26 protein-coding genes are annotated in these 20,917 nt (G+C 54.2%); 8 read left to right on the forward strand and 18 right to left on the reverse strand.

Annotation, left to right across the window (positions count from 1 at the left end; translation table 11 throughout):
* Window position 1: 1 nt before the first annotated feature.
* The 6 genes from JOE39_RS01190 to JOE39_RS01215 form a co-directional block, all read right to left on the reverse strand.
* Entirely contained in the window at window positions 2-1,888 is a 1,887-nt protein-coding gene (locus tag JOE39_RS01190) for a hypothetical protein (protein ID WP_058444039.1), read from the reverse strand.
* A 104-nt stretch (window positions 1,889-1,992) separates the two neighbouring features.
* On the reverse strand, window positions 1,993-2,193 hold the full coding sequence (locus tag JOE39_RS01195; RefSeq protein ID WP_080231810.1) for a CrpP family ICE-associated protein: 201 nt from the start codon (window positions 2,191-2,193) through the stop codon (window positions 1,993-1,995).
* A 62-nt stretch (window positions 2,194-2,255) separates the two neighbouring features.
* Window positions 2,256-2,501, reverse strand: coding sequence for a hypothetical protein (locus JOE39_RS01200; RefSeq protein ID WP_016567505.1), 246 nt, complete (start codon window positions 2,499-2,501; stop codon window positions 2,256-2,258).
* Between the two features lie 204 nt (window positions 2,502-2,705).
* Complete coding sequence (locus JOE39_RS01205; protein ID WP_003317579.1) at window positions 2,706-3,176, reverse strand: single-stranded DNA-binding protein; 471 nt, start codon at window positions 3,174-3,176, stop codon at window positions 2,706-2,708.
* Window positions 3,177-3,189: 13 nt separating this feature from the next.
* Window positions 3,190-3,762 (reverse strand): DUF3158 family protein, encoded by a 573-nt coding sequence (locus JOE39_RS01210; protein ID WP_003317580.1) that lies wholly within the window; start codon window positions 3,760-3,762, stop codon window positions 3,190-3,192.
* Window positions 3,759-4,538: a PFL_4669 family integrating conjugative element protein gene (locus JOE39_RS01215; protein WP_003424989.1), complete on the reverse strand. Its 780-nt coding sequence runs from the start codon at window positions 4,536-4,538 to the stop codon at window positions 3,759-3,761. Before JOE39_RS01215 ends, JOE39_RS01210 begins: the two co-directional genes overlap by 4 nt.
* 142 nt (window positions 4,539-4,680) lie before the next feature.
* Here JOE39_RS01215 and JOE39_RS01220 point away from each other — a divergent pair, with 142 nt between their 5' ends.
* Window positions 4,681-5,076, forward strand: a complete 396-nt coding sequence (locus tag JOE39_RS01220; protein ID WP_210078029.1) for a mucin 17-like protein — start codon at window positions 4,681-4,683, stop codon at window positions 5,074-5,076.
* Between the two features lie 5 nt (window positions 5,077-5,081).
* On the opposite strand, the gene JOE39_RS01225 is transcribed toward JOE39_RS01220, so the two are convergent.
* From JOE39_RS01225 to JOE39_RS01270, 11 genes are read right to left on the reverse strand one after another with little or no spacing between them, the layout of a single operon-like run.
* Window positions 5,082-6,446, reverse strand: coding sequence for an STY4528 family pathogenicity island replication protein (locus tag JOE39_RS01225; RefSeq protein ID WP_161937021.1), 1,365 nt, complete (start codon window positions 6,444-6,446; stop codon window positions 5,082-5,084).
* 5 nt (window positions 6,447-6,451) lie between these two features.
* Window positions 6,452-7,189, reverse strand: a complete 738-nt coding sequence (locus JOE39_RS01230; RefSeq protein ID WP_003317582.1) for a DUF2857 domain-containing protein — start codon at window positions 7,187-7,189, stop codon at window positions 6,452-6,454.
* 36 nt (window positions 7,190-7,225) lie between these two features.
* Window positions 7,226-8,977: a ParB family protein gene (locus tag JOE39_RS01235; protein WP_003317583.1), complete on the reverse strand. Its 1,752-nt coding sequence runs from the start codon at window positions 8,975-8,977 to the stop codon at window positions 7,226-7,228.
* Window positions 8,978-8,979: 2 nt separating this feature from the next.
* Window positions 8,980-9,297, reverse strand: coding sequence for an Arc family DNA-binding protein (locus JOE39_RS01240; protein ID WP_003317584.1), 318 nt, complete (start codon window positions 9,295-9,297; stop codon window positions 8,980-8,982).
* A complete protein-coding gene (locus tag JOE39_RS26245; protein ID WP_024661822.1) occupies window positions 9,233-9,478 on the reverse strand; it encodes a hypothetical protein in 246 nt (81 codons plus the stop codon). The genes JOE39_RS01240 and JOE39_RS26245 overlap by 65 nt, the downstream gene beginning before the upstream one ends.
* Window positions 9,475-9,882, reverse strand: a complete 408-nt coding sequence (locus tag JOE39_RS01245) for a hypothetical protein (RefSeq protein ID WP_003424983.1) — start codon at window positions 9,880-9,882, stop codon at window positions 9,475-9,477. The genes JOE39_RS26245 and JOE39_RS01245 overlap by 4 nt, the downstream gene beginning before the upstream one ends.
* A 1-nt stretch (window position 9,883) precedes the next feature.
* Window positions 9,884-10,225, reverse strand: a complete 342-nt coding sequence (locus JOE39_RS01250; protein ID WP_003424982.1) for a hypothetical protein — start codon at window positions 10,223-10,225, stop codon at window positions 9,884-9,886.
* Window positions 10,222-11,568, reverse strand: coding sequence for a replicative DNA helicase (gene dnaB, locus JOE39_RS01255; RefSeq protein ID WP_024666891.1), 1,347 nt, complete (start codon window positions 11,566-11,568; stop codon window positions 10,222-10,224). Before dnaB ends, JOE39_RS01250 begins: the two co-directional genes overlap by 4 nt.
* The gene (locus JOE39_RS01260) at window positions 11,568-12,269 is read right to left on the reverse strand and encodes a DUF2786 domain-containing protein (RefSeq protein WP_004409822.1); all 702 of its coding nucleotides are present in this window, start codon (window positions 12,267-12,269) and stop codon (window positions 11,568-11,570) included. The genes dnaB and JOE39_RS01260 overlap by 1 nt, the downstream gene beginning before the upstream one ends.
* The gene (locus JOE39_RS01265; protein WP_017699424.1) at window positions 12,266-13,021 is read right to left on the reverse strand and encodes a hypothetical protein; all 756 of its coding nucleotides are present in this window, start codon (window positions 13,019-13,021) and stop codon (window positions 12,266-12,268) included. Before JOE39_RS01265 ends, JOE39_RS01260 begins: the two co-directional genes overlap by 4 nt.
* Window position 13,022: 1 nt before the next feature.
* Window positions 13,023-13,883: a ParA family protein gene (locus tag JOE39_RS01270; protein ID WP_005895559.1), complete on the reverse strand. Its 861-nt coding sequence runs from the start codon at window positions 13,881-13,883 to the stop codon at window positions 13,023-13,025.
* A 255-nt stretch (window positions 13,884-14,138) separates the two neighbouring features.
* Between JOE39_RS01270 and JOE39_RS01275 the strand changes: the two genes are divergently transcribed.
* Together JOE39_RS01275 and JOE39_RS01280 are read left to right on the forward strand one after the other, a co-directional pair.
* The gene (locus JOE39_RS01275; protein WP_210078026.1) at window positions 14,139-14,372 is read left to right on the forward strand and encodes a hypothetical protein; all 234 of its coding nucleotides are present in this window, start codon (window positions 14,139-14,141) and stop codon (window positions 14,370-14,372) included.
* Between the two features lie 500 nt (window positions 14,373-14,872).
* Complete coding sequence (locus JOE39_RS01280; protein ID WP_024692505.1) at window positions 14,873-16,786, forward strand: methyl-accepting chemotaxis protein; 1,914 nt, start codon at window positions 14,873-14,875, stop codon at window positions 16,784-16,786.
* 68 nt (window positions 16,787-16,854) lie between these two features.
* Here JOE39_RS01280 and JOE39_RS01285 read toward each other — a convergent pair whose 3' ends face one another.
* Window positions 16,855-17,538 (reverse strand): hypothetical protein, encoded by a 684-nt coding sequence (locus tag JOE39_RS01285; RefSeq protein WP_024648310.1) that lies wholly within the window; start codon window positions 17,536-17,538, stop codon window positions 16,855-16,857.
* A gap of 93 nt (window positions 17,539-17,631) precedes the next feature.
* On the opposite strand from JOE39_RS01285, the gene JOE39_RS01290 reads away from it, so the two are divergent.
* The 5 genes from JOE39_RS01290 (at window position 17,632) to JOE39_RS01305 (ending at window position 20,889) form a co-directional block, all read left to right on the forward strand.
* Window positions 17,632-18,303: a Crp/Fnr family transcriptional regulator gene (locus JOE39_RS01290; RefSeq protein WP_162885482.1), complete on the forward strand. Its 672-nt coding sequence runs from the start codon at window positions 17,632-17,634 to the stop codon at window positions 18,301-18,303.
* A gap of 243 nt (window positions 18,304-18,546) precedes the next feature.
* The gene (locus JOE39_RS01295) at window positions 18,547-18,813 is read left to right on the forward strand and encodes a hypothetical protein (protein WP_003345526.1); all 267 of its coding nucleotides are present in this window, start codon (window positions 18,547-18,549) and stop codon (window positions 18,811-18,813) included.
* A 54-nt stretch (window positions 18,814-18,867) separates the two neighbouring features.
* Window positions 18,868-19,449 carry a DedA family protein gene (locus tag JOE39_RS01300; RefSeq protein WP_010415198.1) on the forward strand — a complete coding sequence of 194 codons (582 nt, stop codon included), beginning with the start codon at window positions 18,868-18,870 and terminating at the stop codon, window positions 19,447-19,449.
* 115 nt (window positions 19,450-19,564) lie between these two features.
* Entirely contained in the window at window positions 19,565-20,110 is a 546-nt protein-coding gene (locus JOE39_RS26250) for a hypothetical protein (protein WP_245227463.1), read from the forward strand.
* A complete protein-coding gene (locus tag JOE39_RS01305; RefSeq protein ID WP_245227464.1) occupies window positions 20,098-20,889 on the forward strand; it encodes an ankyrin repeat domain-containing protein in 792 nt (263 codons plus the stop codon). The genes JOE39_RS26250 and JOE39_RS01305 overlap by 13 nt, the downstream gene beginning before the upstream one ends.
* Window positions 20,890-20,917: the final 28 nt, after the last annotated feature.

Consider the following 20,917-nt stretch of genomic DNA (forward strand, 5'->3'; position numbering starts at 1 on the left):
TTCAGAGCCCCTTGTCCAACAAACTGTTAGCCCAGCCCACGATCTCTTCCCCAAAGCGGATGTTGAACATCGATTTTTCATCAGCGTAACGCGCCATCTTCATCGCCATATTTGGCCATTCCAGGAGCACGGGCATACGACCGCTTCTGACTGCGGCCATGAATAACTCAAAAGCGTTCATCACTGCCGAGTGAGCATCTGGGGTTTTGTTTTCGTGTTCTCTAATCTGAGCGATATGCAAATGCTGAGGTGTAAAATCGCCAGTCACTCGCTCATTGCGGCCTGTTCTGAGTGTGAGCTCGACCGATGCCAGCGGCAGCCCTTCAGATCGGATGGATAAGAGTCGGCAGTTGCCCGAATATGCACGGAAGTCGTATGTGTCGATGCAGTGACCCAGAGAGCGATGCTCCTGGTCTAAGTCTGCTGGGCAGCGTAATTCGACGATCTGCAAACCGGTCGTACTGCAGGTGATTGGATCACTGCCCAGCAGCAGCCCCGGCCACCTTGTGAAACAGTCAGATGGCTCAGGCGGGAAATCCCGCTCCAGCCCCGCTCTGATGTCTGCGAGTGCGCCATGGAACGCATCGACTACATTGGATATTTGGCGGAAGTTTAAACCGCTTAAGAACGCGTACAGCCGGCGCTTGGTGTTACGAGCCTCGCAACTTCCAGCGCGGTCTAGATTGTCGAACAGCTCTCTGAAATCAACAAGTTTGGTCGCTATGCCTGACCAGGCGGGGTCCGCCCAGTCAGTAGGGCAGCCCGCCAAAAGATTGTTCATATCACGCAATGGTCGGAGTAATTCCCATGGAATCGCTGATCTGAACGAATAGAAAAAACGCCATTCTGCTTTGGTTCTCGGGCGACGATTGCCTAGCAGAGAGCCCGCGATCAAATGCTCCCAGCCTGCCTCAAGGCCCTCAGAATTCAAACGACTGAGCGCGCTGCCGGTGTCGTAGACCCGCTGCTGGCCAAGGAAACGGATCGAGGACGTCGGTACCGAGAACAGCCATGCCAGAACCCTGTTAAGCGGCAAGCCAGTGTCGGCTGCCTTTCCCACGAACCCGGCCCCGTCCATGATGGTTTCACCCTCCCAGGAGCAGCAAAACCCCTGAAGTTCGAACCATGGGCATTCCACCAGCAGTCCACCTGCGATCATGGGCCACGGCATTCCAACCCCAACGATCAACACCGGCACCAACACCGGTTGTGCTTTCAAGGCCTGTAGTCGACGTGTGCGATCGCCTTGAGCGAGCCAGTTGTAAAGTTTGGCAGAAGGGCACTGCACAGAACGCACTGCATGCAACAGCTCCTGGTCGAGGTTCTGACAAAACCTCTTCAGTGCCGCGCCGATACAGGTGATGTAAAAGCGGCCGCGTGGCGCGTAGAAACGTTTGTTCCGGCCCTCTGAACTAAGCGCGCCCATATTGTATTTCACCAGCGGTCTTATACTAAGTTCCGCTTCACCCCGCGCCAGGTCCCGTGCTGGTTTGCAGAATGAGGTCAGAAGTGCATCCGCGCTGTCATGATTAATCAACTGATGAGCCAGCTTCAAAGCTTGGCTCGGACTTGGTGCGTGCCCGGGGACTTTTCTCTTCTCATCAAATCGCACAGCTGAAATCAGCTGGCCATCGAAATATTGCAGCTGCCTGCCGAGCCGCGCCACAGTTGGACGTGCAACCGAGTCATCGTTATGGAGAGCAACGCACCAGCATCGAGTTGATGAGGTGTGAGTCAGGTAGTGCAGTATGAACTCGTCACGTCCTTCCGCCGGTACGTCGAAATGATCAGCCCAAGTGTTGGCAACAGCCCGGTGCCGCTCTGGGAATTTCGCAATGTCGAGAAGAGTTTTGACGAAAGTTGTTTCGCAAATAGGCTCGGCAGTCATGAATCAATGAGCTCAAAGTGACTTGAGGCAGCACTGTCCTAGACCTGATGTGCGCTCGCCATGCGTAACCGTAAATGTGGGGGGAGTGGGTTAATCGCCCTGAGTCAAAACTTGAAGCTTTGCTGTTGCTCCTGGGCAAACCCCTTTAGCCACGATGCGCGCATGGCTGGATGCCGGTAGGGGCATTCGTGTAAGGGGACGCCTTTACGCGCCGCGTCAGCACCCGCGAGCATTACGGCATGATGAGGGTTGTTGAAACGACGCCGATCGGAAGTCTCATGCGTCGCTGCAGGGGCTGCTCTCACAACTGAGGATTCCCGTGGAGTAGATCGGATACATCCAAGGCTTCACGAACGAGGCGAATTTTTCAATCTTCAAGGTATTCAGCTGCCGCCAGCTCCCTAGCTTCCCGCCGGGCTTCTTGGACATCCAGGTCGTTCATACGTGCTTCAAACAGCTCATTGAGCGTGATTTCATCCTCTAGTGATGTTCCGGTCAACTCCCCACCATTCCTGATAACCGCCTCATTCAATTCAGTAGTCAGGGCGGTCCTTGATGCGGTGTCGTCCGGCATGCGGATGACATAGGTAACGAAGTTGTTGATGTCACTCATTGGATTCGACCTGTAAGAGAATAGTCGTGAAGTTAGCTTCCCGATTCGTAGATTCATTTCACCAGTAGATCCACGAGAAGGGCGTTTTTTGCTCCAGCGGTTGAGCAATTCAGAATTACCCGCCTGCTGATGGAGAACAACGTAGATCAGTGTCGTTTCCACCAGCAGCATCACGCAGAGGGCGCGATTTTTCAGAGGGTTTGGCTACACAGGAATGTCGTCGTCAAAATCCAGAGCAGGATCACTCTGGGTTGATCCCTGGTAGCTCTGACTTGAACCCTGATCGCTCTGCTGCTGGTTGGTCACCCTAGATGGGGCCAATTGGACCATTTCCACCCTGTGCGGAAGAATGGCCACCCGCGATGCCTGCACCTTTAACGCAGAGAACTCTTTTTCGTCCTTGGTCCAGTTATCAATGATCGCTCGACCTTGGATCATGACCCGCATGCCTTTTTGGAATAAGTTGGCATAGTGTTCTGCATCGCGGTGCCAATATTCTACGTTGGCCCAGAAACCGCCTCTGTCCTCAAAGCCTGATCCATCGGCTTTCGGAATTGAATTGTCAAAGTAAACGTTCAGCTTTAGCAAGCGGCGCGGATCTTTGTTGCCGTTGGGGAATTCCTTGAATTCTGGAGCAGAGCCAAGGTTACCTTCCCAGTCTACTGATGTGCCCATGTTAGGACTCCTTCTACGTGTGCGGTGAAATGCCGCTGGATTGTGAGATCTGTTGCAGCCGTCCTGAGTAAACGGCATCTGCCTGGGCCATCTTTTCGGCACATTCGGCGGCCTGCCGGCCGATGGTATGGACCAGACTTATTTGCATATTCAAAGCGACGCGTTGCTGTTCCATGGAGTGCAGATCCTGGAGCAGTGATTCGGGTGTTCTGGGGTCGGCCAGCAAGCTGGACCAAACATTGACGCCCATCTGCCGCGTTCCCATTTCCTGCCAGCGGAGAAAAACTGTGCCAGCGCTTGTTCTTTGCCGGACCATCCGAACAGGCAGAAGAGTGAAGGGATGTCTGTTGGCCTGGGCAAGCACTTGATCCTCGGCCAGCGCGTTCAGATCACCTTCAAGGGACCGGCATAACTCTGCCAACTGGAGCATCCCCCCCTTACCTTTAAAAGGTTTTAAAAGGCCTTTTAGGAAGGGCGCATGTTGCAGTGCTACGAAGGCATCCTGTTGCAGGGGTTGGAAGGCACCCTGTTGCAGGCTCTGGCGCTCTTGATTCTGGTGCGCGGGGTTGGCCGTCACGTTAGTCACTCTGCGGACTCAGGTTCAGGCTTGTCAGGGTGCGGCTGGCCCAGCGTGATGGTCTCCTCGAAGCCGTCGTCATCACCGTCTTCACTGACCGCGGCATTTGATGCCGAAGAGGGGGACGGCGCGAAGCTTGATTTGCGAGTTCCTTCCAAAATGTCTTGGGGGATTTCACCAAACGATGCGTACATCTCACGAGCCTGCTCGGAACGTGCGTTCTTGGCCGCAAAATCATCTCGGCTTGCTCCCGAGAACTTCCAGCGCTGACTCAAACCGAAAAGACGACGCAGGATTGCAGCCCCCTCATCGAGCCACTGGCCTTTGGCGTTGTTGTCTATAAGGCCGACGTGGCTGGCCAGAAGAATGCGCCGCACGAGCTCGTCGTAGGCAGTGAGCAAAAAGACCGCTTTGAACGCCAGCGGCGTGGACAGGAACAGCGGCAGTGTCACCGGCTGCACGGATAGGTTTTGACCTATTGAAAGCATCGGCGGCAGTGAGGCCATAACTTCGTCCAGCCTGGCGTCGATATCTTTCATTTCCTGTTCAGAGGCTTCGATCTTTTCTTCTATAAGGATCAGAAACCAGTCTGAATAAGGATCGTCCTGTTCACAGCCACGCTTGATGCGATTGAGGATGTTGGCAAAGCCGCTCAGGCCGATCATGCCAGGCTTGCCTTCGGTGCGTTGACGCCCAAACCAGAGGCGCGAAGCATGGTGGGTGTGCAGGGTCAGGTTGACGCTGCTTCGCAATGAACCGAGGTTGAGCTGAAAGTTGTCAGCCATGCTGAGCGCTTCCTTTATAAGAAATGATTGATAGGGCGAGGCAAGACTGCCTGCGCGTATAACTCAGGGTCAGTAACAAACCGTTTCTTGATCGGAATGGTTTTTTGGCGGAGACCCTGATTTTCGTGGGCTTGCGTGTGGAATGACTCAGAGCGGTGCTGGAAGTGATTCCCGGGGAATCACCCTGATCGGCGCTGAAAGTGATGCCAGTGGCATCACCCAGACTGGAGCTGGAAGTGATTCCCGGGGAATCACCGTGGTCGGTGCTCAAAGTGATTCCAGTGGAATCACCCTGATCGGCGCTGAAAGTGATGCCAGTGGCATCACCCAGACTGGAGCTGGAAGTGATTCCCGGGGAATCACCGTGGTCGGTGCTCAAAGTGATTCCAGTGGAATCACCCTGATCGGCGCTGAAAGTGATGCCAGTGGCATCACCCAGACTGGAGCTGGAAGTGATTCCCGGGAAATCACTGTGGTCGGTGCTCAAAGTGATTCCAGTGGAATCACAGTGCTTGCATTGATTGCAGCATTCAGCTGATCTGTTCAACCCTGTGATCTCGGTCGAATTATCCGCTTGATGTCCATCATTGAGCTGCGCCCGGCAGCCAGTGAAGACTCGTCACGATCTTGCGGCGAGACTTTTTTGACGGGAGGCGGGGGAGTTGGCTTTGGTTGATCAGGCGCGTTGCTGAGATGTTTCGGCTGGGGGGAGTGCGCCTGTGGATTTTGAGCTGACGCTCTAGGAGCCTGCCACTGGGCATTGAATTCCCCACTCAGGGCTTTCTGCATGCAGCTCAATAGATAACCGAATGGGTTCTTCACGGAACCGCTATTGCAACGATGGCGCCATTGATCAAGTAACGGTTCTCGCAGTGTCGGCTCGACGCTCTGCAATGCGGTCATCGCCCTGAAGCGTTGATCCTCTGTAAACCTTTCAAACCCTGGAGGTAGATCGACTGGAGCGCTCACAGCCTCGCGCGGTACAGAGCTTTTACATACAGATGTATTTGTATTCGTATACGTACTATATGAGTTCGGAATCCGAACTGTGCCGTATGACGCTGATTTTAGACTGAGTTCGGATTCCGAACTCGGTCTATCGAGATTCGCTTTCTCGCTGATTTTACTGAGTTCGGAATCCGAACTCAGTGCTGAGGGCCGGCTTTCTTGCTGAGTTCGGATTCCGAACTCAGGCTGGTTTTCTTCGCGATCCACGGCATTCGGTGCATCATGCCAACCCTGACTACGCCATCTACCCTCAATGACATCAAGTCGCGTGGGCAGCACACCTGTCGATTGATTAGGGTCGGCTGCGAATTCTTTGAATGCCAAATCTGCCACGGTCCTGACAGCTTTATTTGCATGCTCGAGGGAATGGCCTACAAGCAACAGGTAGTCGCGATCAAGCTCCATAGCCTCAACACACCCGACCGGTTCGTCATGCAGGATGTAGACGTTTCCCTGCATTCGACCGCTCAGAGAGTCTCTTACTCGGCGTCCAAGACTAAGCCAGCGCGTCAAGCGAAGCACTGTCAGAGCCTTCGCTACAGTCTCTCTGGATGCGAATTTTCCTGGGACGGAGCCAAGGTAGGGACGAAGTTGTTCATAAGTCGGAAAGGCTGTGATGCCATCTGCGTTAATAAGCAATCTGAAGACTTGCCAAGCATTGCGCTCAAGCGGTGAAAGTCGATCATCAAGCAGGAGGCTTCGCGGCACCGTCTCATGTGGATTTCCACTGAAAACGATACCGTCGAGTGTCTCCTCAGTATCTGAGCCAGCAACCGACTTTCTATTATCTGAGCCAGAGCTCTGCTGTTGGGCCAGCTTTAATTGCTGGAGCAGCAGATGATTTTGTAGAGCCCCGGCAGCGGCATTAATGGCTCCCCCCAGAGAAGGGCGCCGGTTCATCCTTATCACATCCGGTCGCCTTCTACCTTGCCCACGGGCTTGTTCGCCTGGCTTTGACCCGGCCGGCTCCGATTAGCGTTTGCTTTCGACTGTTGCCGAGACTCCCCCAGCATTACGAGGCTTGCCGATTTACGCTTCTTGCCAGTCGGGTATAGGTCCTGAGCCAGCCATCCTTGAATCTTGTTCCAGACGAGGCCCAGGGTGATCTGATCCGGAGGCACGATGTGGGGCTCTTCAGGAGGGACGTTTACCTCCTCCGTCAGCATCATCGCGATATCAAGTAATGCGACACCATCCGTATGATCCACGTTGTACTCTTCCATCAACTGCACAAACCTATGCCACAGAGGTGCGTCATCGGGAATGTCTCTGAATCGCCCAGGGCGTCCAGGAACACCTACCAGTACCCGTTGCAAGGAAACTTCTTGGGGGGACATGCCGAAGAACTCCTGCAGCATTGGGGTCGTCGCCCCCAAACGAAGCGCGCGCTGCACGATTCGGTTTTCCTGATCAGTGCGCTCCTTGTTCGCCAGCAGACGCTTCACCATGTCCGGATCAACTGCCACGCGGCACCAGATAACTGCAGAGTTCAGCAACACACTTTGTGATGAGGGATGCTGGAGCAGTGCCAGAATTTCTGGGTCCAGTCCCATATCAAGGCAACGCCTCACTTCACCGTTGCGCAAGTGATGCAGAATTTGCGCGACCATGGCTTCGTTGAGGGGGTTATGTTTTTTCGACATGACCAAACTCCTGTCTCACAACGTCGGAAAAAAACCTCATGGGGTCTGAACCACGCTGACGCTTCCCATCTCCAGCTCCACCAGCCGTCGGCCGAGGCGAATGAGTCGGAAAAGCTTCACGATGCAGGTATCGTCCAAGCGTCCCTGGAGAATTGCTTCACGGTCTTCGTATCTCGGGCTACCTAACAGCAACTGGGCCAGCGCTGCGGTGAACTGAAACTCGGACACATCCAGTGGTTGCTCTGGGGACTCTTTGATCAAGGCAATTGCGTATACGCCACTAATCGACTGGAGAAGGGTCAGTACGTTATTGGCCAGATCGCTGAGGTCTACATCCTCAGGAGGGTCTTGGCAGAGGAAGCCCAAACCACCTGGTACATCAATCACGCTGTCAGGATTGATGCCTGACAGGTGGGCGATTTCCCGGGCGAGCTGAGCGATTACCGGCCGCAATTCATCCGGCTGATCGAGGATACGTTCGATGTACCAGACGTCAGAGATAGGATGTAACCCACCCGCTTGGACGGGTATCGAAATCAGTGCATTTGTCTTGAAGTCGGGCAGATTTTCCCCATCGAGGGCTGCCAACTGCCGCTTTACATCCTGCACACGTTCAGTGGTGGATATCGGGCTAACGATATGCCCGGCAACCCTTGCTGCGCGCTCCTCCTCTGTGAGTTCAGGAGCCTGAGGCGGCTTGTCAGCTTCGTTTTTTGAGGACTTCGGTGAGACGTCCTGTTTGCCCTTGGTTTTGTCAGCCTCAGATGGGGGAGCCTGAATGCCTGGTTCCTGTTGCTGATCGATACCCGGAACGTCACCCTCAGGCGGAAGACCGTCAGGTCGAGGCTGTTGAGCTGGCGTCAAACTCACTGGCGTGTCGATCACAGATGAACGCCGTGCTTGGTTCTGATTTTCACTCAGTGTGAGCAGGAGCTGCTCGTAAGATAGCCCCGTTCCCGACTGCATGTGACTGATCAGCTCATCCTGAACCCGCTCGTATACAAACTCGCTTGCATCTCCATCGAACAGCGAAAGTACGTCCTGGAACAAACCTTCGAAGTCAGGGATGTGTTCTTTCCCCTCTGTATGCGTGAGCCAGGTCTGGCCAGCAGCCTTGCGTAGCGAAAGGAGACGCTCGATCTGAGGTTTTCCTAACCCTGAATAAAGCGCACTGGGTATTACTGGAAGAAGGCAGCGAACCGTATCCTGCATCTTGCTGATATGTGACTGGGAAACCGGATAGCCGTCGGCACTTAGCCTTCGAACCAGCTCCCTTTGAGATATGGACTCACCGGCTTCTTTCTCATAAATGGCGCGGGCACTTTCTATGCCCACAGCCCTTTCTATGAACATTAGAGAACCGCGAAGATCGTTCTCCGAAAGGTGACCTGTGAGAGCGATAATCTCCCCACGTGCTGAGTCCCAGGGCCGAAACAGAACATTGTGTCGATAGAAACGGTCTTCGCCGGTTTCGCTGTATAGCTCCCGGAGAATCTGCAGGCGTGTGTTGCCACCGTTGTTGATTGTGAATTTAATTTCGCCAGGTCGACGCGTAACTGTAGGGCGATGATCCAGGCCGCGCTGCCTGATGGAATCTTTGATCTCTTTGTACTTCGCATTGGTCACGGTGCGCGGGTTTTGCTCGAAAGCTTTCATCTCGTCCAGGGTGAGAACCATGGGCGTATCTACAATCGGATCCGGCAGCTGATCGACCGCGGGGCCAGATCGACTGAATGAGCCTTGTAACAACTTGCCCGAGATGTCATCTGCAGTCAGTTTGCTTGCCATGATTATTGGCCCGCCTCAGGAAGTTGGATGACGTTGCTGGTGGGTGTTCCGCCTTTGAGCAGCACATCGATCACAGCCGTAAGCCTCGCAATCTCCTGCTCGTGACGAAGCGTCGCTTCAATACGGCTTATGATTTCTGAGTTCATTGAGCGATGGTTTGCTTTTGCAGCCCCACGGACCCGGCCCCTCATTCCGGTAGGTAGGCGGATGACGAACTTCTCGTCTTTGTCGTCCTCACGAATATTCACAGCTTCGTTATTCAGCATGGCGATCTCCAATCTGGCTTTGGTTTTGTGCGCGGCGCAATTGAGCGCGAGCATTGAGGCCGGCCCTGTGGTCGCTGGGTGTGAAAGAAGTGAAGATGGGTGAACACCCACCTTTGGTGAACTTGATATGCCCACCATGAGTGCGATGCACTGCCCATCCCTGTGAGATGGCGAAGTCAGCCAAGTCCTGCAGAGACTTTTTCCTGCCTCGAAGAGACGTAGATGTATTGCTCATGACCGCGCCCTCGCTTTTGTAAAAGCAGCAGAGCGGAAGGGGATCTGATAGCGACGAGCTATGGCTTCACAACGCTTCCGCGTTTGATTGAGCGTCGCAGCGGCGGACGCCAGTGATGCCCCTGCTGTGCAGTGGGCTTTCAGCAGTCGCGCCAGCTCTGTGTCGGTCAGATCGTTTGTTTTTTTCCGCCCACGAGCGCTGGTATCCGCCTTCAACTGTGCGGTTTTTTCAGAGTTGATAATGAATGAGCTGTCATTCGAGCGCTGGCTCGCTTCAACCTGGTTGATAGCGCCCCCACGACTTAAGTAATCAGCCATCGCCTTCTCGATATCGCTCCGGAGGCGCTCTTTTTCCCGGTCCGACTGGACCGGCAGATCTTCTTCAGTAGTGTGATATAGCTGCATGTCACTGGCCTCCCAATCCGCCGAGCTTGTCACCCGACTGGATCTCTAGGATTTCAACCTCGTGGTCGACAAAGGTGTCAGTGAGTTTTTTCATGAAGGCTTTTCTGGAAGTACCTGGGCTCATGCGGAACACGACGGTGTACTCCTTGCTGTCTGGTGCCTTACTGGAGGCCACAACGCTCCACTGTGGGTGCACCAGCTCCAGTTCTACGACTTCACCGCTATGGCACGAAGGGCACTCGGGCGCACGTTTTCCTGCTGGCATGACCGCGGTGAAAGGGTGGTGGTGGCCGCACGTGCGGCACTCATGAGTTATGCAAAGAGGTTTATTGCGCGCGCTCATGATCGAGCTCCTTGCCATGCGGCGGCCGAGAGGTTTTCGAAACGGGTGTGTTGGGGGATGAAGGCCGTTCGGACGGTGCCGAGCGCGCCGTTTCGGTGCTTGCTGAGAATGAGTTCGGCGACCCCTTTTTGCTCGCTGTCGGGGTTGTAAACCTCGTCCCGATATACGAACAGAATCAGGTCAGCGTCTTGCTCAAGCGCGCCCGACTCACGGAGGTCTGCATTGATAGGTCGCTTGTTCGGACGCCGCTCAAGTTCTCTGTTGAGCTGAGAGAGCGCCACGACAGGACAGTCGAACTCTTTGGCCAAAGCCTTGAGTGACCGAGATATCTCACTGATTTCATTGGTCCGATTTTCTTTACCTGGACATTTCATCATTTGCAGATAATCGATCAATATCAGGACTGGCTTTCCGAAACGCCGTGCGCCTCTGCGAGCCCGCGCACGAATTGCCGAGGGAGTGAGGTCAGCTTGATCATCAATTACAAGGCGATCGCCATACGAGTTGATCTTTTGCACTGCCATCGCGAGCTTCGGCCAGTCCTCATCCTCCAACTGCCCGCGTATCAACTTCTCCAGGTTCAGGTGCCCCAGGATCGAGATGAGCCTGTAAATGATCGCCTCTGCCGGCATCTCGAGGCTGTAGACCTGAACAGTGGCCTGAGTATCTTTTTGAAGCGCAGCGTCTACCAAGTTGAGCGCCAGGCTGGTTTTGCCCATGGAGGGTCTGGCCGCAATAATGATCAGATCGGCTGGTTGTAGTCCGCCCGTCAATTCATCAAGATCGGAAAGCCCTGTGGGCAATCCAACGACCGACTCCCCAGCGTTGAAGCGAAGATCGATCTTGTCGACCACCTGCATAAGCATCTGGTTGACGTCCACAAAGTCGGAAGTCTGCCGTCCTTGCCCCAAAGCAAAAAGTTGCTGCTCGATGACGTCCTGAACCTCAGACGCATTCGCTTGAGGATCTGAAGCCTCCCGGGTACATGCATAGCCGTGTGAAATAATCCGGCGTAGATGAGCTCGGTTACTCACTGTTTCTGCATAAGCCTTGATGTTGGCCACAGAAGGCGTGTTTTTGGCGAGCTCACTGAGATAAGCCAAGCCCCCAGCAGCATCTATTGCTGTAATGGAGTCGGAAACCGTGACCACGTCAAATGGCCTATTCGATTCAGCCAGCCCAGCAATGCTCTGGAATATCAGACGGTGCTCGGCCCGGTAGAAATCATCGGCTTTAATACGGTCTGCGATCAGGTCCCAGGACTCGTTATCAAGCATCAGTCCGCCAAGCACAGCTTGTTCGGCTTCCACGGAGTGGGGAGGTGACATATGAGAAATGTCCATCAAGCCCTCCCGATTCTTGCCGGGGACTGGGAGTGCTGATCGACGCCTCTGTGCAACGCTGCTCTAGAACCTTGCGTCCAGCCCTGATGTTGAGATTTCAGGTCGTGGCCCTTAACAGAGGTGGGCTCAAGCTCTTTTTCGACTACGGTGGGGTGGTGCAGGCTGAGGTAAGCGCTTATCGCTTGCTGAGCTTCAGCATTTTGTCGACCGGCGAATTTGTAAACGTTGGTGGCCACCGCATTGATCCATGCTTCGGCAAAAATCCGTCCACGCCGTCTTTTGGTGGTTGGATTGCAGCGTTTGAGCTGCGAAACGTGCTGACGACGCGCCGAAACAAGCTGCAGATGAAGCGCGGAATAGGCATAGCACGCCAGATCGGGCGATACACCTAACCCGACGAACTTGAAATGCCAGTCTCCAGGCCGTGAGGGGAAAGCAAAACAATCGCAGTCGAAAGCGCTCGCGCACGTGCCTGCCAGGCTGTGCAGCCAACTCGCTGGCGCTCGCTTTGTGCCGGCAGATACTGACGCCTCACGTGCGAGGTGGGCGTCCACCTCAAGCTCTTCGAGCTGGTACTGCTCCATAAGCTTGCGGCCTTGCCGCAGGGCTGTCTCAGCCTCATTAGGAGAGGCACCCGCAGAACGTGCCAGTGCGAAGCATTTGATGACTTTGTCGATTATCCGTTGGCGGTCAATGCTCATGGCCGTACCTCCGGTACTGCCTCAACTGCCAGAGCCTCTTTCCAGAGTCTGAGGGTTTCATGTTCTTCAGCTGTGAGCGCGGCTTTAGCATTCGCATCACGGACTTTTGACTGCAGAGCGGCTAGCCGATCCTCGACCTCAGATCCATCGTCGTAAGAGATGTCATTAGTCAATGCCTCAACGAGCCGGATACGAAGCGAGCCTAGGCAACTGAGTCGGTAAGCGGTCAGGCTTCCCCAACCTATCAGTCTGCTGAACGGCGTCAGTAAGGTGCTTCGGATCTCGCTATTAAGCTCGACTGCGGAGTAGAAACTGTCATATGCGCCGATGCGGTTGAATAACAGCGCCGTTTTCAGGAGCTCAAGTTTCTGGTCCAGGCTCTCAGTGGGTAGGGGATATGTGGCCGCAATCAGTAGTTTCGCTCTTGCGTTCCGAGCCTCCTGCCGACGTTTAACCGCTTTCTCGTCGCGTACACGTTTTTCCTTGGCATGCTCGACATGAGAGTTCACTGATTCAAGGAGCTGCGCGGCCTGTGAGAGCAGTTCACGCTGTTCCACGCTCAAGTAATCACCCAGTCGACTAATCAAGCCGCGGCCCATCTTATGGCCGGAGCTTAAATTGCGGAGCTCACGTGACGTGTTCGTAAGCTTGGTCTGAGCGGCGCGCAGTTGTGATGAGTCGTACTGCTCGTTGAGCTTCTGCATCAACTGAGGAGTAATGCCGGAAGCTTCCGTGAGATTTGTCTTTGCCATCTCATTGACCCCCTTTTACCAGGGCCTCTACAGCGGATTCAGTCATCGCCTCGAAACGGTCGGTCCACTGCGGAAAAAGCTCAACCACAAGCTCTCGAATGACCTGTAGCGCGCTCGGCGCGCGTCGATTGGAAGGTTTTTTGTATTCGAGCCGATGTGCCGACATGCCTGCTGTAGATCCCTCGCGGAAAATTACTGAAGCAGGAACTGTGCTGTTGAGGACATCGACTTCCATGTTGTCTGCGAAGGTCTTTCTGATGGCGTCATGAATCCCGCGAGCGTCAACGGTCTGGTCGAGGCAGTTGACTACAACCTTGATTGGAGGGACGTGCAGTCCAAGCCTCGAGTAAGGACGCAGTCCTTCAAGCATTTGCAACGTCCCACGGTTAAACTCGCGGGCGCTGAGCATGTTCGGTGGCAACGGGGATACAGCAAGATCTGACGCTAAAACCACCATCTCCAACATGACGCTTCGTGCGCCCTGGGTATCAATGAGAATCAGGTCGAATTGACCCTCGAAAGCTTTCAGCAGAGAAGCCAATCGCAGACGACCATCCGCAGCCTGAAGCAGGAGGCTAATCAACTGGTTGTTGGGGTCGTTCGACAAGATCAAGGACAGGTTCGGGATGCTTGTCCTCGATATGATTCGCTCTGGATCAGTCAGGTTATGTGCGATGAGGTCGAATATGCCGCCGCTGACTTCCTGTGCCATTGGGTAATAGGAGGACAGTGAAGGCTGGACAGGGTCCATGTCGAGGAGGAGGACCCTCAAGCCGGCGTCGGCGCAGAAGCCGCCGATGTTGGCAGCCAAAGTGGTTTTACCGACACCACCTTTGGTGGACAAAAGCGAGGTTATATACATGATTTAAAGCCTCTAATGGGGACATTAGAGACTGCGGTTTGGGATACTGAACGATCTCAAGCGGGGTCCTGCCTCAGCGTTACGACCAATTGGCTTTTAACCAATTGGTCGTAGGTTCGAATCCCACACGACCCACCATTTCGAAAATCTGGAAGGCCCATGAAAATGCGGATTTCCAGGTTTTTTTTTGCGTTGCGGATTGTCATGCTCGGATAGCTACTCTGGGCTTCCGTCATGGGGTTGATGCAGCGATCTGTGAAGCAGTTGGCAGGTCTTTCGAAGAAGACCGTTCAAATGTCGCGCACCCAGACCCGCAGTCACCTATCGCGACACATGCGCCGGCAAGCGGTGATGTCAACTGCCATTTCTGATCCGTCCGATATCAAACTCAATGCCCGAGCTTTGGTGTCGTGGGCGCTGATAGTCTTGCCAAAGCCAACGGCGAGCGTGCCAAACGACAGCAGCGTTCCTTACGTCTTTTTAAAATGAGTGCGCCAGCGATGGCAATAATGCAAACGGTTTGTTTGATAATAAAGTTAATTGTCGCTGCCTCTCTGTGTAACTCATTATTATCATGAGCTGTGGCTTTCAGCATTGAGATGCATGTGCCGAGACGAATTTTATTCGTCCGTTCGTCGACATGCCTCAAAAAAATTATAGAAAATGAAAAGAGTGACGACATAATGGCTTATAGCCATGGACCGGCCTTTCATCTTTAATTCGAGATCCTCGGTTATGAACAGGTTTATCCTGCCTCGGCACCTCTTTGTCCAGAAAACACATACAGTTCGAGTATTTACTCAAGTACTTCAATGGCCCTCCGGATGACGCCGCAGTGACTTCAGATCTGTGACGTGACCTTTTTACCGAGCGTGTCGAGGGTTTCAGCAGATTCACATTATCAATTCATCCTGATGCGTATCGGACTCTATGTTCCGCTACCTGTCCGGCGGACTTTTGTTTTCGAAAAAATCAATGAGTAAAGATATATGTCCAGCGCAACATCTGGTGTGTTAAGTAATATGACGGTTCGGGCGAAGCTATTGGTGGGTTTCGGACTGTTGATTTTAATGATTCTGTTAATGGCTTACACGGGAAAGGACGCCACCGATACATTGAAGCGTCGAGCTGATTTGTCTGGAGACATTGCTCAGTTCAGTTCAATCGCCCGAGACATGCGTATCGAGCGTTTGGTTTATTTTTTAAAAGCGGATGATGCACAGGCTTCAAAGTGGTTGGAGGCACTCGAGCGGACGGAGCGTCAGCTGGTGAGCATCTCGCCACGTTTCAAAACAGCCAATAACATCGCGCTGCTCAAAGAAGCCCAAACGACGATGCAGCTTTACCGTGGGTTCTATACTCGATCAGTCGAGGCTACTCGAGAGCGTGAGCAACTGCGGACCCTTGCCGGCGCTTCGGGCGAAACGATTAACGGTTTGTTGCTGAAGATCGCAGACGCTGCCAACGACGAGAGCGGGAATGCAGCGGATCGTCAGAAACTGCCGGCACTGTTTATCTCGGTCCAGAAGATGCGTACCGCGTTTCGCTCTTATACGGCATCCCCGAGTAAAAGCGGGGAAGACACTGTTCGTCAGGCGATAGCGCAGGTCGTGGCCAGTATCGATACGCTCAAAAATACCCGTTTGCCCAGTGCTGACGTTCAAGCGTTGGCGGCAGGAATGGCCACCTATAGCGGGCAACTGGAAACATTAGTCGCCGCTCAAGCCAAAGTTGATGAGGCTCAAGGCGGTATCACAACGTCGATCGCTACCATTCTTGGCATTACGGACAAGATGACCTCTATCCAGAACGAGCTTCGTGCCTCCGATGCAGAGAAAGCACAGGAGAAGATTTTGCTCTGGCTGGCCCTCTCTGCCCTGTTGGGTGTTCTTGCTGCCTGGTTGATCACCCGATCAATTGTTCATCCTCTCAAAGAGACTGTTGAAATCGTTGAAGTCGTTGCAGAGGGAGACTTTACGTACAGAACAGAAGTGACTCGAAACGATGAACTTGGCGCGTTGCAGGGCAGCATGTTGCGCATGACGTCCGGGCTTCGAAGCTTGATTGGGGAAATGAAAGACGGAATCGTGCAGGTGGCAAGCGCGGCAGAGCAGCTTTCAGCCGTAACGGAGCAGACCAGTGCGGGCGTGAACGCGCAGAAACTGGAGACTGAGCAGATTGCCACTGCGATGCAGCAGATGACAGCCACTACTCATGAGGTATCTCGTAATGCAGCTCAAGCCGTAAATACTGCGCAAATCGCCAGTCAGCTGGCCCAAAAAGGTGGGCAAGTCGTTGACAGGACTCGTACCCAGATAGAGACCCTGGCGCGTGAGATGAACATGACCAGGACGGCGATGGCGGCGCTTAGAGGGAATACTCAGAGCATCGGTGGCGTACTGGATGTGATAAAGACGGTGGCTGATCAGACGAACCTTCTGGCGTTGAACGCGGCCATTGAAGCTGCGCGTGCCGGGGAGGCAGGACGTGGTTTCGCTGTCGTCGCGGACGAGGTAAGAGGCCTGGCCGTGCGCACCCGCACGTCGACAGACGAGATCGCGCTGCTTATAAACGAACTGCAAACCAGTACCGATCATATGGGCCAGGTTCTAGAGCAAAATCTGGCACTGACGGACAGCAGTGTCGAACTGTCCACGCAAGCCAGTGAGGTGCTGCAGAGTATTACCGCATCTGTTCATGAGATTGAGGTGATGAACGAACAGATCGCCGTTGCTACTGAGCAGCAAACTAACGTCGGTGAAGAAATAGGCAGGGGCGTCACAAATGTCAGGGACATTTCAGACCAAACGGCTTCCGCCAGTGAAGAGACAGCGACATCAAGCGTTGAATTGGCCAGAGTCAGCGCCAGGCTGCAGGAGATGACCAACCGATTTAAAGTCTAGCCTGAAGGTCTGGCCCAATGCGTTTGCAGCTTGGGTCAGGCCTCAAATTCAATGATCCAACGACCGCTTCATTGCCCCCGCTGTCCTCGTAAACGCTCACTTCTATTCAACAACCATGACATCAGCAGCCCTGGAATCAGGAAGCCTGACGAGACCAGAACCCCGTGAAGTATATGCGTCAGAGGTTCATCGAGAGTGGCAACAAACTTCATGGGCGAAGCGAACGGGGATAGCTGCAAGAACAAGACAAGCAGCACCACACAAGGCCAGGTCAAACTCACGCCACGTTGCCTACTTAGCCGCCATGCATAGGCTGCCAGCACGGCTGAAAAAGCGCCTTCGAGAATCCAGGAGGCAGTCCCCAGCTTGCCCCATAGGCCATAACCGTAATGCTCAACTGCGCGGGGATAAAGCGCCAGATCGCTGTTGTGCATCGGCCAGTCCGCGATGAAGTGAGAGAAAGCTGCCAGCGCTGCCACAATGGCTACTGGTCGATGCTTTACGAAAAGCAGTCCCCAAAGCACTGACCAGAACACAGCGGCAAGCAATGAGTGATCCCAGTCGATAAAGGTCAGATCAAAGAACAGATACGGCCCGCTGTTTAAATTCGGGGTGACGGTGTTGAAGCCAAGAATGATGAATATCCCATCCAGCAGATCCAGGAAGCCGACTCCCATCATGATGGGGAGCGCGGGGATCCTTGGATAGCGTGCCTTGATTGCCAGGCCTATGGCGAAGTGACCTACGTACATTCTACGTTCCTGATTCAGGTATGCCTGTCGTCTACAGGCCAGATGCGTCTGATACTATCCGAGCCTTCAAACCAAGATTGTCGGGTTTTGGCAATGTCTGAGTTGTCTGCTAAAGCTATTCCCTCATCCTTTTCCCTCCCCCCGGATGTGGACGCGATTTTGCTTGAGGCCTCGCGGGTCAGGACGTTGGTAAAATCAGAGGCAGTCTTCCCTCAAGGCTCTGAACCACTGGGAATGTTTCGTCTGATTCAAGGCACTTTGCGAGTGAGTAGCCTGGGCGCTAACGGACGCCAACTCTTTCTTACTCAATTGGTGTCCGGAGATTGGTTCGGAGAAGTGCCACTTTTAGATGGCTTACCCAGGACGTATGACGTTCGAGCCGCCTCGCAAGCGCGTATTGCAGTTCTTCCGGCAAGCGCATTCTGGCAAATCATTGAGCACCGACCGGATGTTCTGCTAGCCATTACTCGTTTGGTGTGTGGCAGATTTCGAATGGCGCTCGAGTGGGCCGGGAACACGATCCTGAATCCTCTGCCTGTCAGATTGGCTAACCGACTCATTGCCTTGGTCAAACGTCCAGGTATCGAAGAAGCGGCATACCTGAAGATAAGCCAGGAAAATATCGCCCAACACCTGGGTGTTTCTCGTCAGAGCGTCAACCGCCAGCTGAAAATGTGGGAAGCCGAAGGCGTTTTGGTCGTTCGATACGGTGCCGTCACAATTCTCGATCTGCAAAAACTCAGCAATGCAGCACGAGGGGATTAGCCTGGCGGCAAAGACTAATTACCGGCGGGTTACCCCAGCGACAGGGCAGGTTGGGCTGATCTTAGGCACGTGTTCCAAGCGCTGGAAAACTTATTGAATGTTGTTCTCAAGGGGGGATCTATAGGGGCGGCGTTTTTGAATGTTGCGAGGCTGTATTCATTGTCGTAGTGGGTGGTCACGGCGCCGCCATTCCGGGTGCCAATTGGGTTCACCACCCCATCAAAAGATTCAGGAAAAGTGGAAATGGAAAAAGAGGCTTTTTTGCAACTGCTTGCTGCCGAAGGGTTCGGCACCGTTGTTGAAGTTGAGCGCGAAGCGTTTGGTACGCTCGATTCGCACGCCCATAACTTCGAGGCGATGGCGCTGGTTCTGCACGGTAGTCTGGTCATCCGTAAATCCGATGGCGATTTCACCTACAACTCAGGAGATATTTTTCACCTGGAATGTAACCAACCCCATTCGGAAGTGTTTGGTGAGCATGGCGTACGGTACCTGGTGGGAAGAAAGTGACGAAGCTGGCATTTCAGCCTGGATTCAAGTGATGTCAGACGTACAGGAAAGACCATGTTCGAACATCTCGACCTCAACGCGCTGATCGCCGCCTACGGCTATTGGGTGATTTTCCTGGGCTGTTTGCTGGAAGGCGAAACAGTGTTGATCCTTGGCGGTATGGCGGCGCACCAAGGTGCTCTGCAGTTGCTGCAAGTGATCGGCTTGGCCACGTTGGGCGGTATGCTCGGCGATCAGTTGCTATTCTGGACCGGACGTTATTCCGGGGAGCGTCTGCTGCCCAAGCTCAAGCGTCACCAATCTGCCATTAAGCGGGTCGAGGGTCTTATCCAGCGTTACCCCACGACCTCGGTATTCGCTGTTCGCTTTCTCTACGGCATGCGCCTGGTGGGGCCTATGGTGATAGGTGCAAGTCGCCTGTCGCCTTGGCGTTTCGCGCTGATCAATGTGCTTAGCGCGGCAGTCTGGGCGACCCTGTTTGTCTGCGCCGGCTATTGGGCCGGAGAAGCGTTACAGCATTTATTCGGCGACCTGAAGCCCTATCGCCTGCCGATCTTCCTCGCGGTGGTAGCACTGGTGACTGTTGCGGCGTTGGTACGGTATGTGCGTCGCCGATCCAGGGCGACGCATGATTGAGGTGGTGGAGTCGGTGTAACAGCAAGACATCCTTCAGTGACGGACAGAGGCTTGCCTGCATTGGAACCGCGGTCTGCGTCGGGTCCACCAAGGGGGGTTAGCCATGAGACCCGCCATGAACCCGATTCGTAATTCTCCGTCTTTCATCCCGCCCGCTCATTCGACAGCAACTCAAGCGCCATCGTCTGGCACTGCGCTGCATTCTGCAGTGGCCAGTCGCGACAGCAAGGCCGTAGCGCGCCTGCGCAATGAGGGCGCGCGCGCCAATAAACTGGACGCACAAGGGCACTCGCCTCTGGACGTCCTCGACACCATGCGCGATATCGACGAGCGCAGCCGTTCCAGTCTGCGCATGGCATTACTGCAGTCACTCAACCCCACCGCGCCACTGGGCTATACCAAGCCCGAGGCTCTGCACGGAACGCCCTGGGGGCTGGAAATCCTGCAATCGGGAGCGCTCAGGGGCGGTGTCAATGATGCAAAGGGTGGAACCCAGTCTCTTGAAGGCAAGGTGTTTTTCTCTGATCGAACGCGGGAAAGTGCGAGCGCTGAAACCACTCGTGCAGACTTGCGCAGCAAGCCCCGAGTCTATGCGAAAGGTGAGGGATGCATCCCAGCAACGCGTACTCGCGCGCTCAGCAACACCGCATGGCACAAGTGATCCTGCATGCGCTGGACAACGGCCGATCGCTCTCCACCAATGAACTCGCGCCATCGATTGAAGTGAGCAGCCCAGAGACGCTGCATATCGAAGGTGCTGCGTGGCTGCAGCGTTTACTGCATGCCGGGTATATCAATAAATTAGGCGGGCTCCCATTCATCAATGCCCCACTGGGCGAGCATCTGGACACGCTGAAGTTACCGGGCTCGATTGAGTTGAGAGTCGATGGGCAGGTAAAGAAGTTACGGGGCGAAGAGCTGAATCGCTTTTATCATCAGGCAGCGAGTGAACTGCAGCGTTCTCTGGAAAATGGCAAGGCCCCCTACCTGGGTTTGTTGAACAAGGGGGCTATTGTTCCACTGGTGTTCGGTTTCGAGAAAATCAACAACCTGTCTACGCATGAAATCAAATTACGCTCAAAAACCACACAGCACTCTTATCAGGATACCGAGCACCCACTTGCCGGAAGTCCGGAGAATGGTGGAAAACTGAAAGAAGTGGAGGTGCGTAGCCTGGGTGATTTCGCCACATTGTGCCTGGGGTGCGCAGCCAAGGGCTTTGAATTGCCTGCCAATATAGTCGTGCGTGTTAAAGGCCAAAAAAGCGAAAAAGCTCAGTATCTGGACGCGCAACAAATACAGGCATTTCGGCAAAACCTGGTAGCTCAAGTGGCCGAGCAGGCAAAGGGGAAGCCTCTGGGAGCACTTCCTTTGCATCAGTTGCAGGACATCAATTCTCAACTGCGGGCTGGCGATTTAAGGGCCTGGACCAAAGTTTGAGAACGGGCAGGCGATGCGTGCCTGACAG

The sequence above is a fragment of the Pseudomonas sp. PvP100 genome (assembly GCF_017833055.1).
In the GTDB taxonomy this organism is placed as follows: domain Bacteria; phylum Pseudomonadota; class Gammaproteobacteria; order Pseudomonadales; family Pseudomonadaceae; genus Aquipseudomonas; species Aquipseudomonas syringae.

Excerpts from the sequence above, each read along its gene's own strand:
- JOE39_RS01190 (WP_058444039.1), bottom strand. The coding sequence starts at position 1,888 with ATGACTGCCGAGCCTATTTGCGAAACAACTTTCGTCAAAACTCTTCTC.
- JOE39_RS01200 (WP_016567505.1), bottom strand. The coding sequence starts at position 2,501 with ATGAGTGACATCAACAACTTCGTTACCTATGTCATCCGCATGCCGGAC.
- JOE39_RS01205 (WP_003317579.1), bottom strand. The coding sequence starts at position 3,176 with ATGGGCACATCAGTAGACTGGGAAGGTAACCTTGGCTCTGCTCCAGAA.
- JOE39_RS01215 (WP_003424989.1), bottom strand. The coding sequence starts at position 4,538 with ATGGCTGACAACTTTCAGCTCAACCTCGGTTCATTGCGAAGCAGCGTC.
- JOE39_RS01220 (WP_210078029.1), top strand. The coding sequence starts at position 4,681 with ATGACTCAGAGCGGTGCTGGAAGTGATTCCCGGGGAATCACCCTGATC.
- JOE39_RS01225 (WP_161937021.1), bottom strand. The coding sequence starts at position 6,446 with ATGAACCGGCGCCCTTCTCTGGGGGGAGCCATTAATGCCGCTGCCGGG.
- JOE39_RS01230 (WP_003317582.1), bottom strand. The coding sequence starts at position 7,189 with ATGTCGAAAAAACATAACCCCCTCAACGAAGCCATGGTCGCGCAAATT.
- JOE39_RS01235 (WP_003317583.1), bottom strand. The coding sequence starts at position 8,977 with ATGGCAAGCAAACTGACTGCAGATGACATCTCGGGCAAGTTGTTACAA.
- JOE39_RS01240 (WP_003317584.1), bottom strand. The coding sequence starts at position 9,297 with ATGCTCGCGCTCAATTGCGCCGCGCACAAAACCAAAGCCAGATTGGAG.
- JOE39_RS26245 (WP_024661822.1), bottom strand. The coding sequence starts at position 9,478 with ATGAGCAATACATCTACGTCTCTTCGAGGCAGGAAAAAGTCTCTGCAG.
- JOE39_RS01245 (WP_003424983.1), bottom strand. The coding sequence starts at position 9,882 with ATGCAGCTATATCACACTACTGAAGAAGATCTGCCGGTCCAGTCGGAC.
- JOE39_RS01250 (WP_003424982.1), bottom strand. The coding sequence starts at position 10,225 with ATGAGCGCGCGCAATAAACCTCTTTGCATAACTCATGAGTGCCGCACG.
- dnaB (WP_024666891.1), bottom strand. The coding sequence starts at position 11,568 with ATGGACATTTCTCATATGTCACCTCCCCACTCCGTGGAAGCCGAACAA.
- JOE39_RS01260 (WP_004409822.1), bottom strand. The coding sequence starts at position 12,269 with ATGAGCATTGACCGCCAACGGATAATCGACAAAGTCATCAAATGCTTC.
- JOE39_RS01265 (WP_017699424.1), bottom strand. The coding sequence starts at position 13,021 with ATGGCAAAGACAAATCTCACGGAAGCTTCCGGCATTACTCCTCAGTTG.
- JOE39_RS01270 (WP_005895559.1), bottom strand. The coding sequence starts at position 13,883 with ATGTATATAACCTCGCTTTTGTCCACCAAAGGTGGTGTCGGTAAAACC.
- JOE39_RS01280 (WP_024692505.1), top strand. The coding sequence starts at position 14,873 with ATGTCCAGCGCAACATCTGGTGTGTTAAGTAATATGACGGTTCGGGCG.
- JOE39_RS01285 (WP_024648310.1), bottom strand. The coding sequence starts at position 17,538 with ATGTACGTAGGTCACTTCGCCATAGGCCTGGCAATCAAGGCACGCTAT.
- JOE39_RS01290 (WP_162885482.1), top strand. The coding sequence starts at position 17,632 with ATGTCTGAGTTGTCTGCTAAAGCTATTCCCTCATCCTTTTCCCTCCCC.
- JOE39_RS01295 (WP_003345526.1), top strand. The coding sequence starts at position 18,547 with ATGGAAAAAGAGGCTTTTTTGCAACTGCTTGCTGCCGAAGGGTTCGGC.
- JOE39_RS01300 (WP_010415198.1), top strand. The coding sequence starts at position 18,868 with ATGTTCGAACATCTCGACCTCAACGCGCTGATCGCCGCCTACGGCTAT.
- JOE39_RS26250 (WP_245227463.1), top strand. The coding sequence starts at position 19,565 with ATGAACCCGATTCGTAATTCTCCGTCTTTCATCCCGCCCGCTCATTCG.
- JOE39_RS01305 (WP_245227464.1), top strand. The coding sequence starts at position 20,098 with ATGGCACAAGTGATCCTGCATGCGCTGGACAACGGCCGATCGCTCTCC.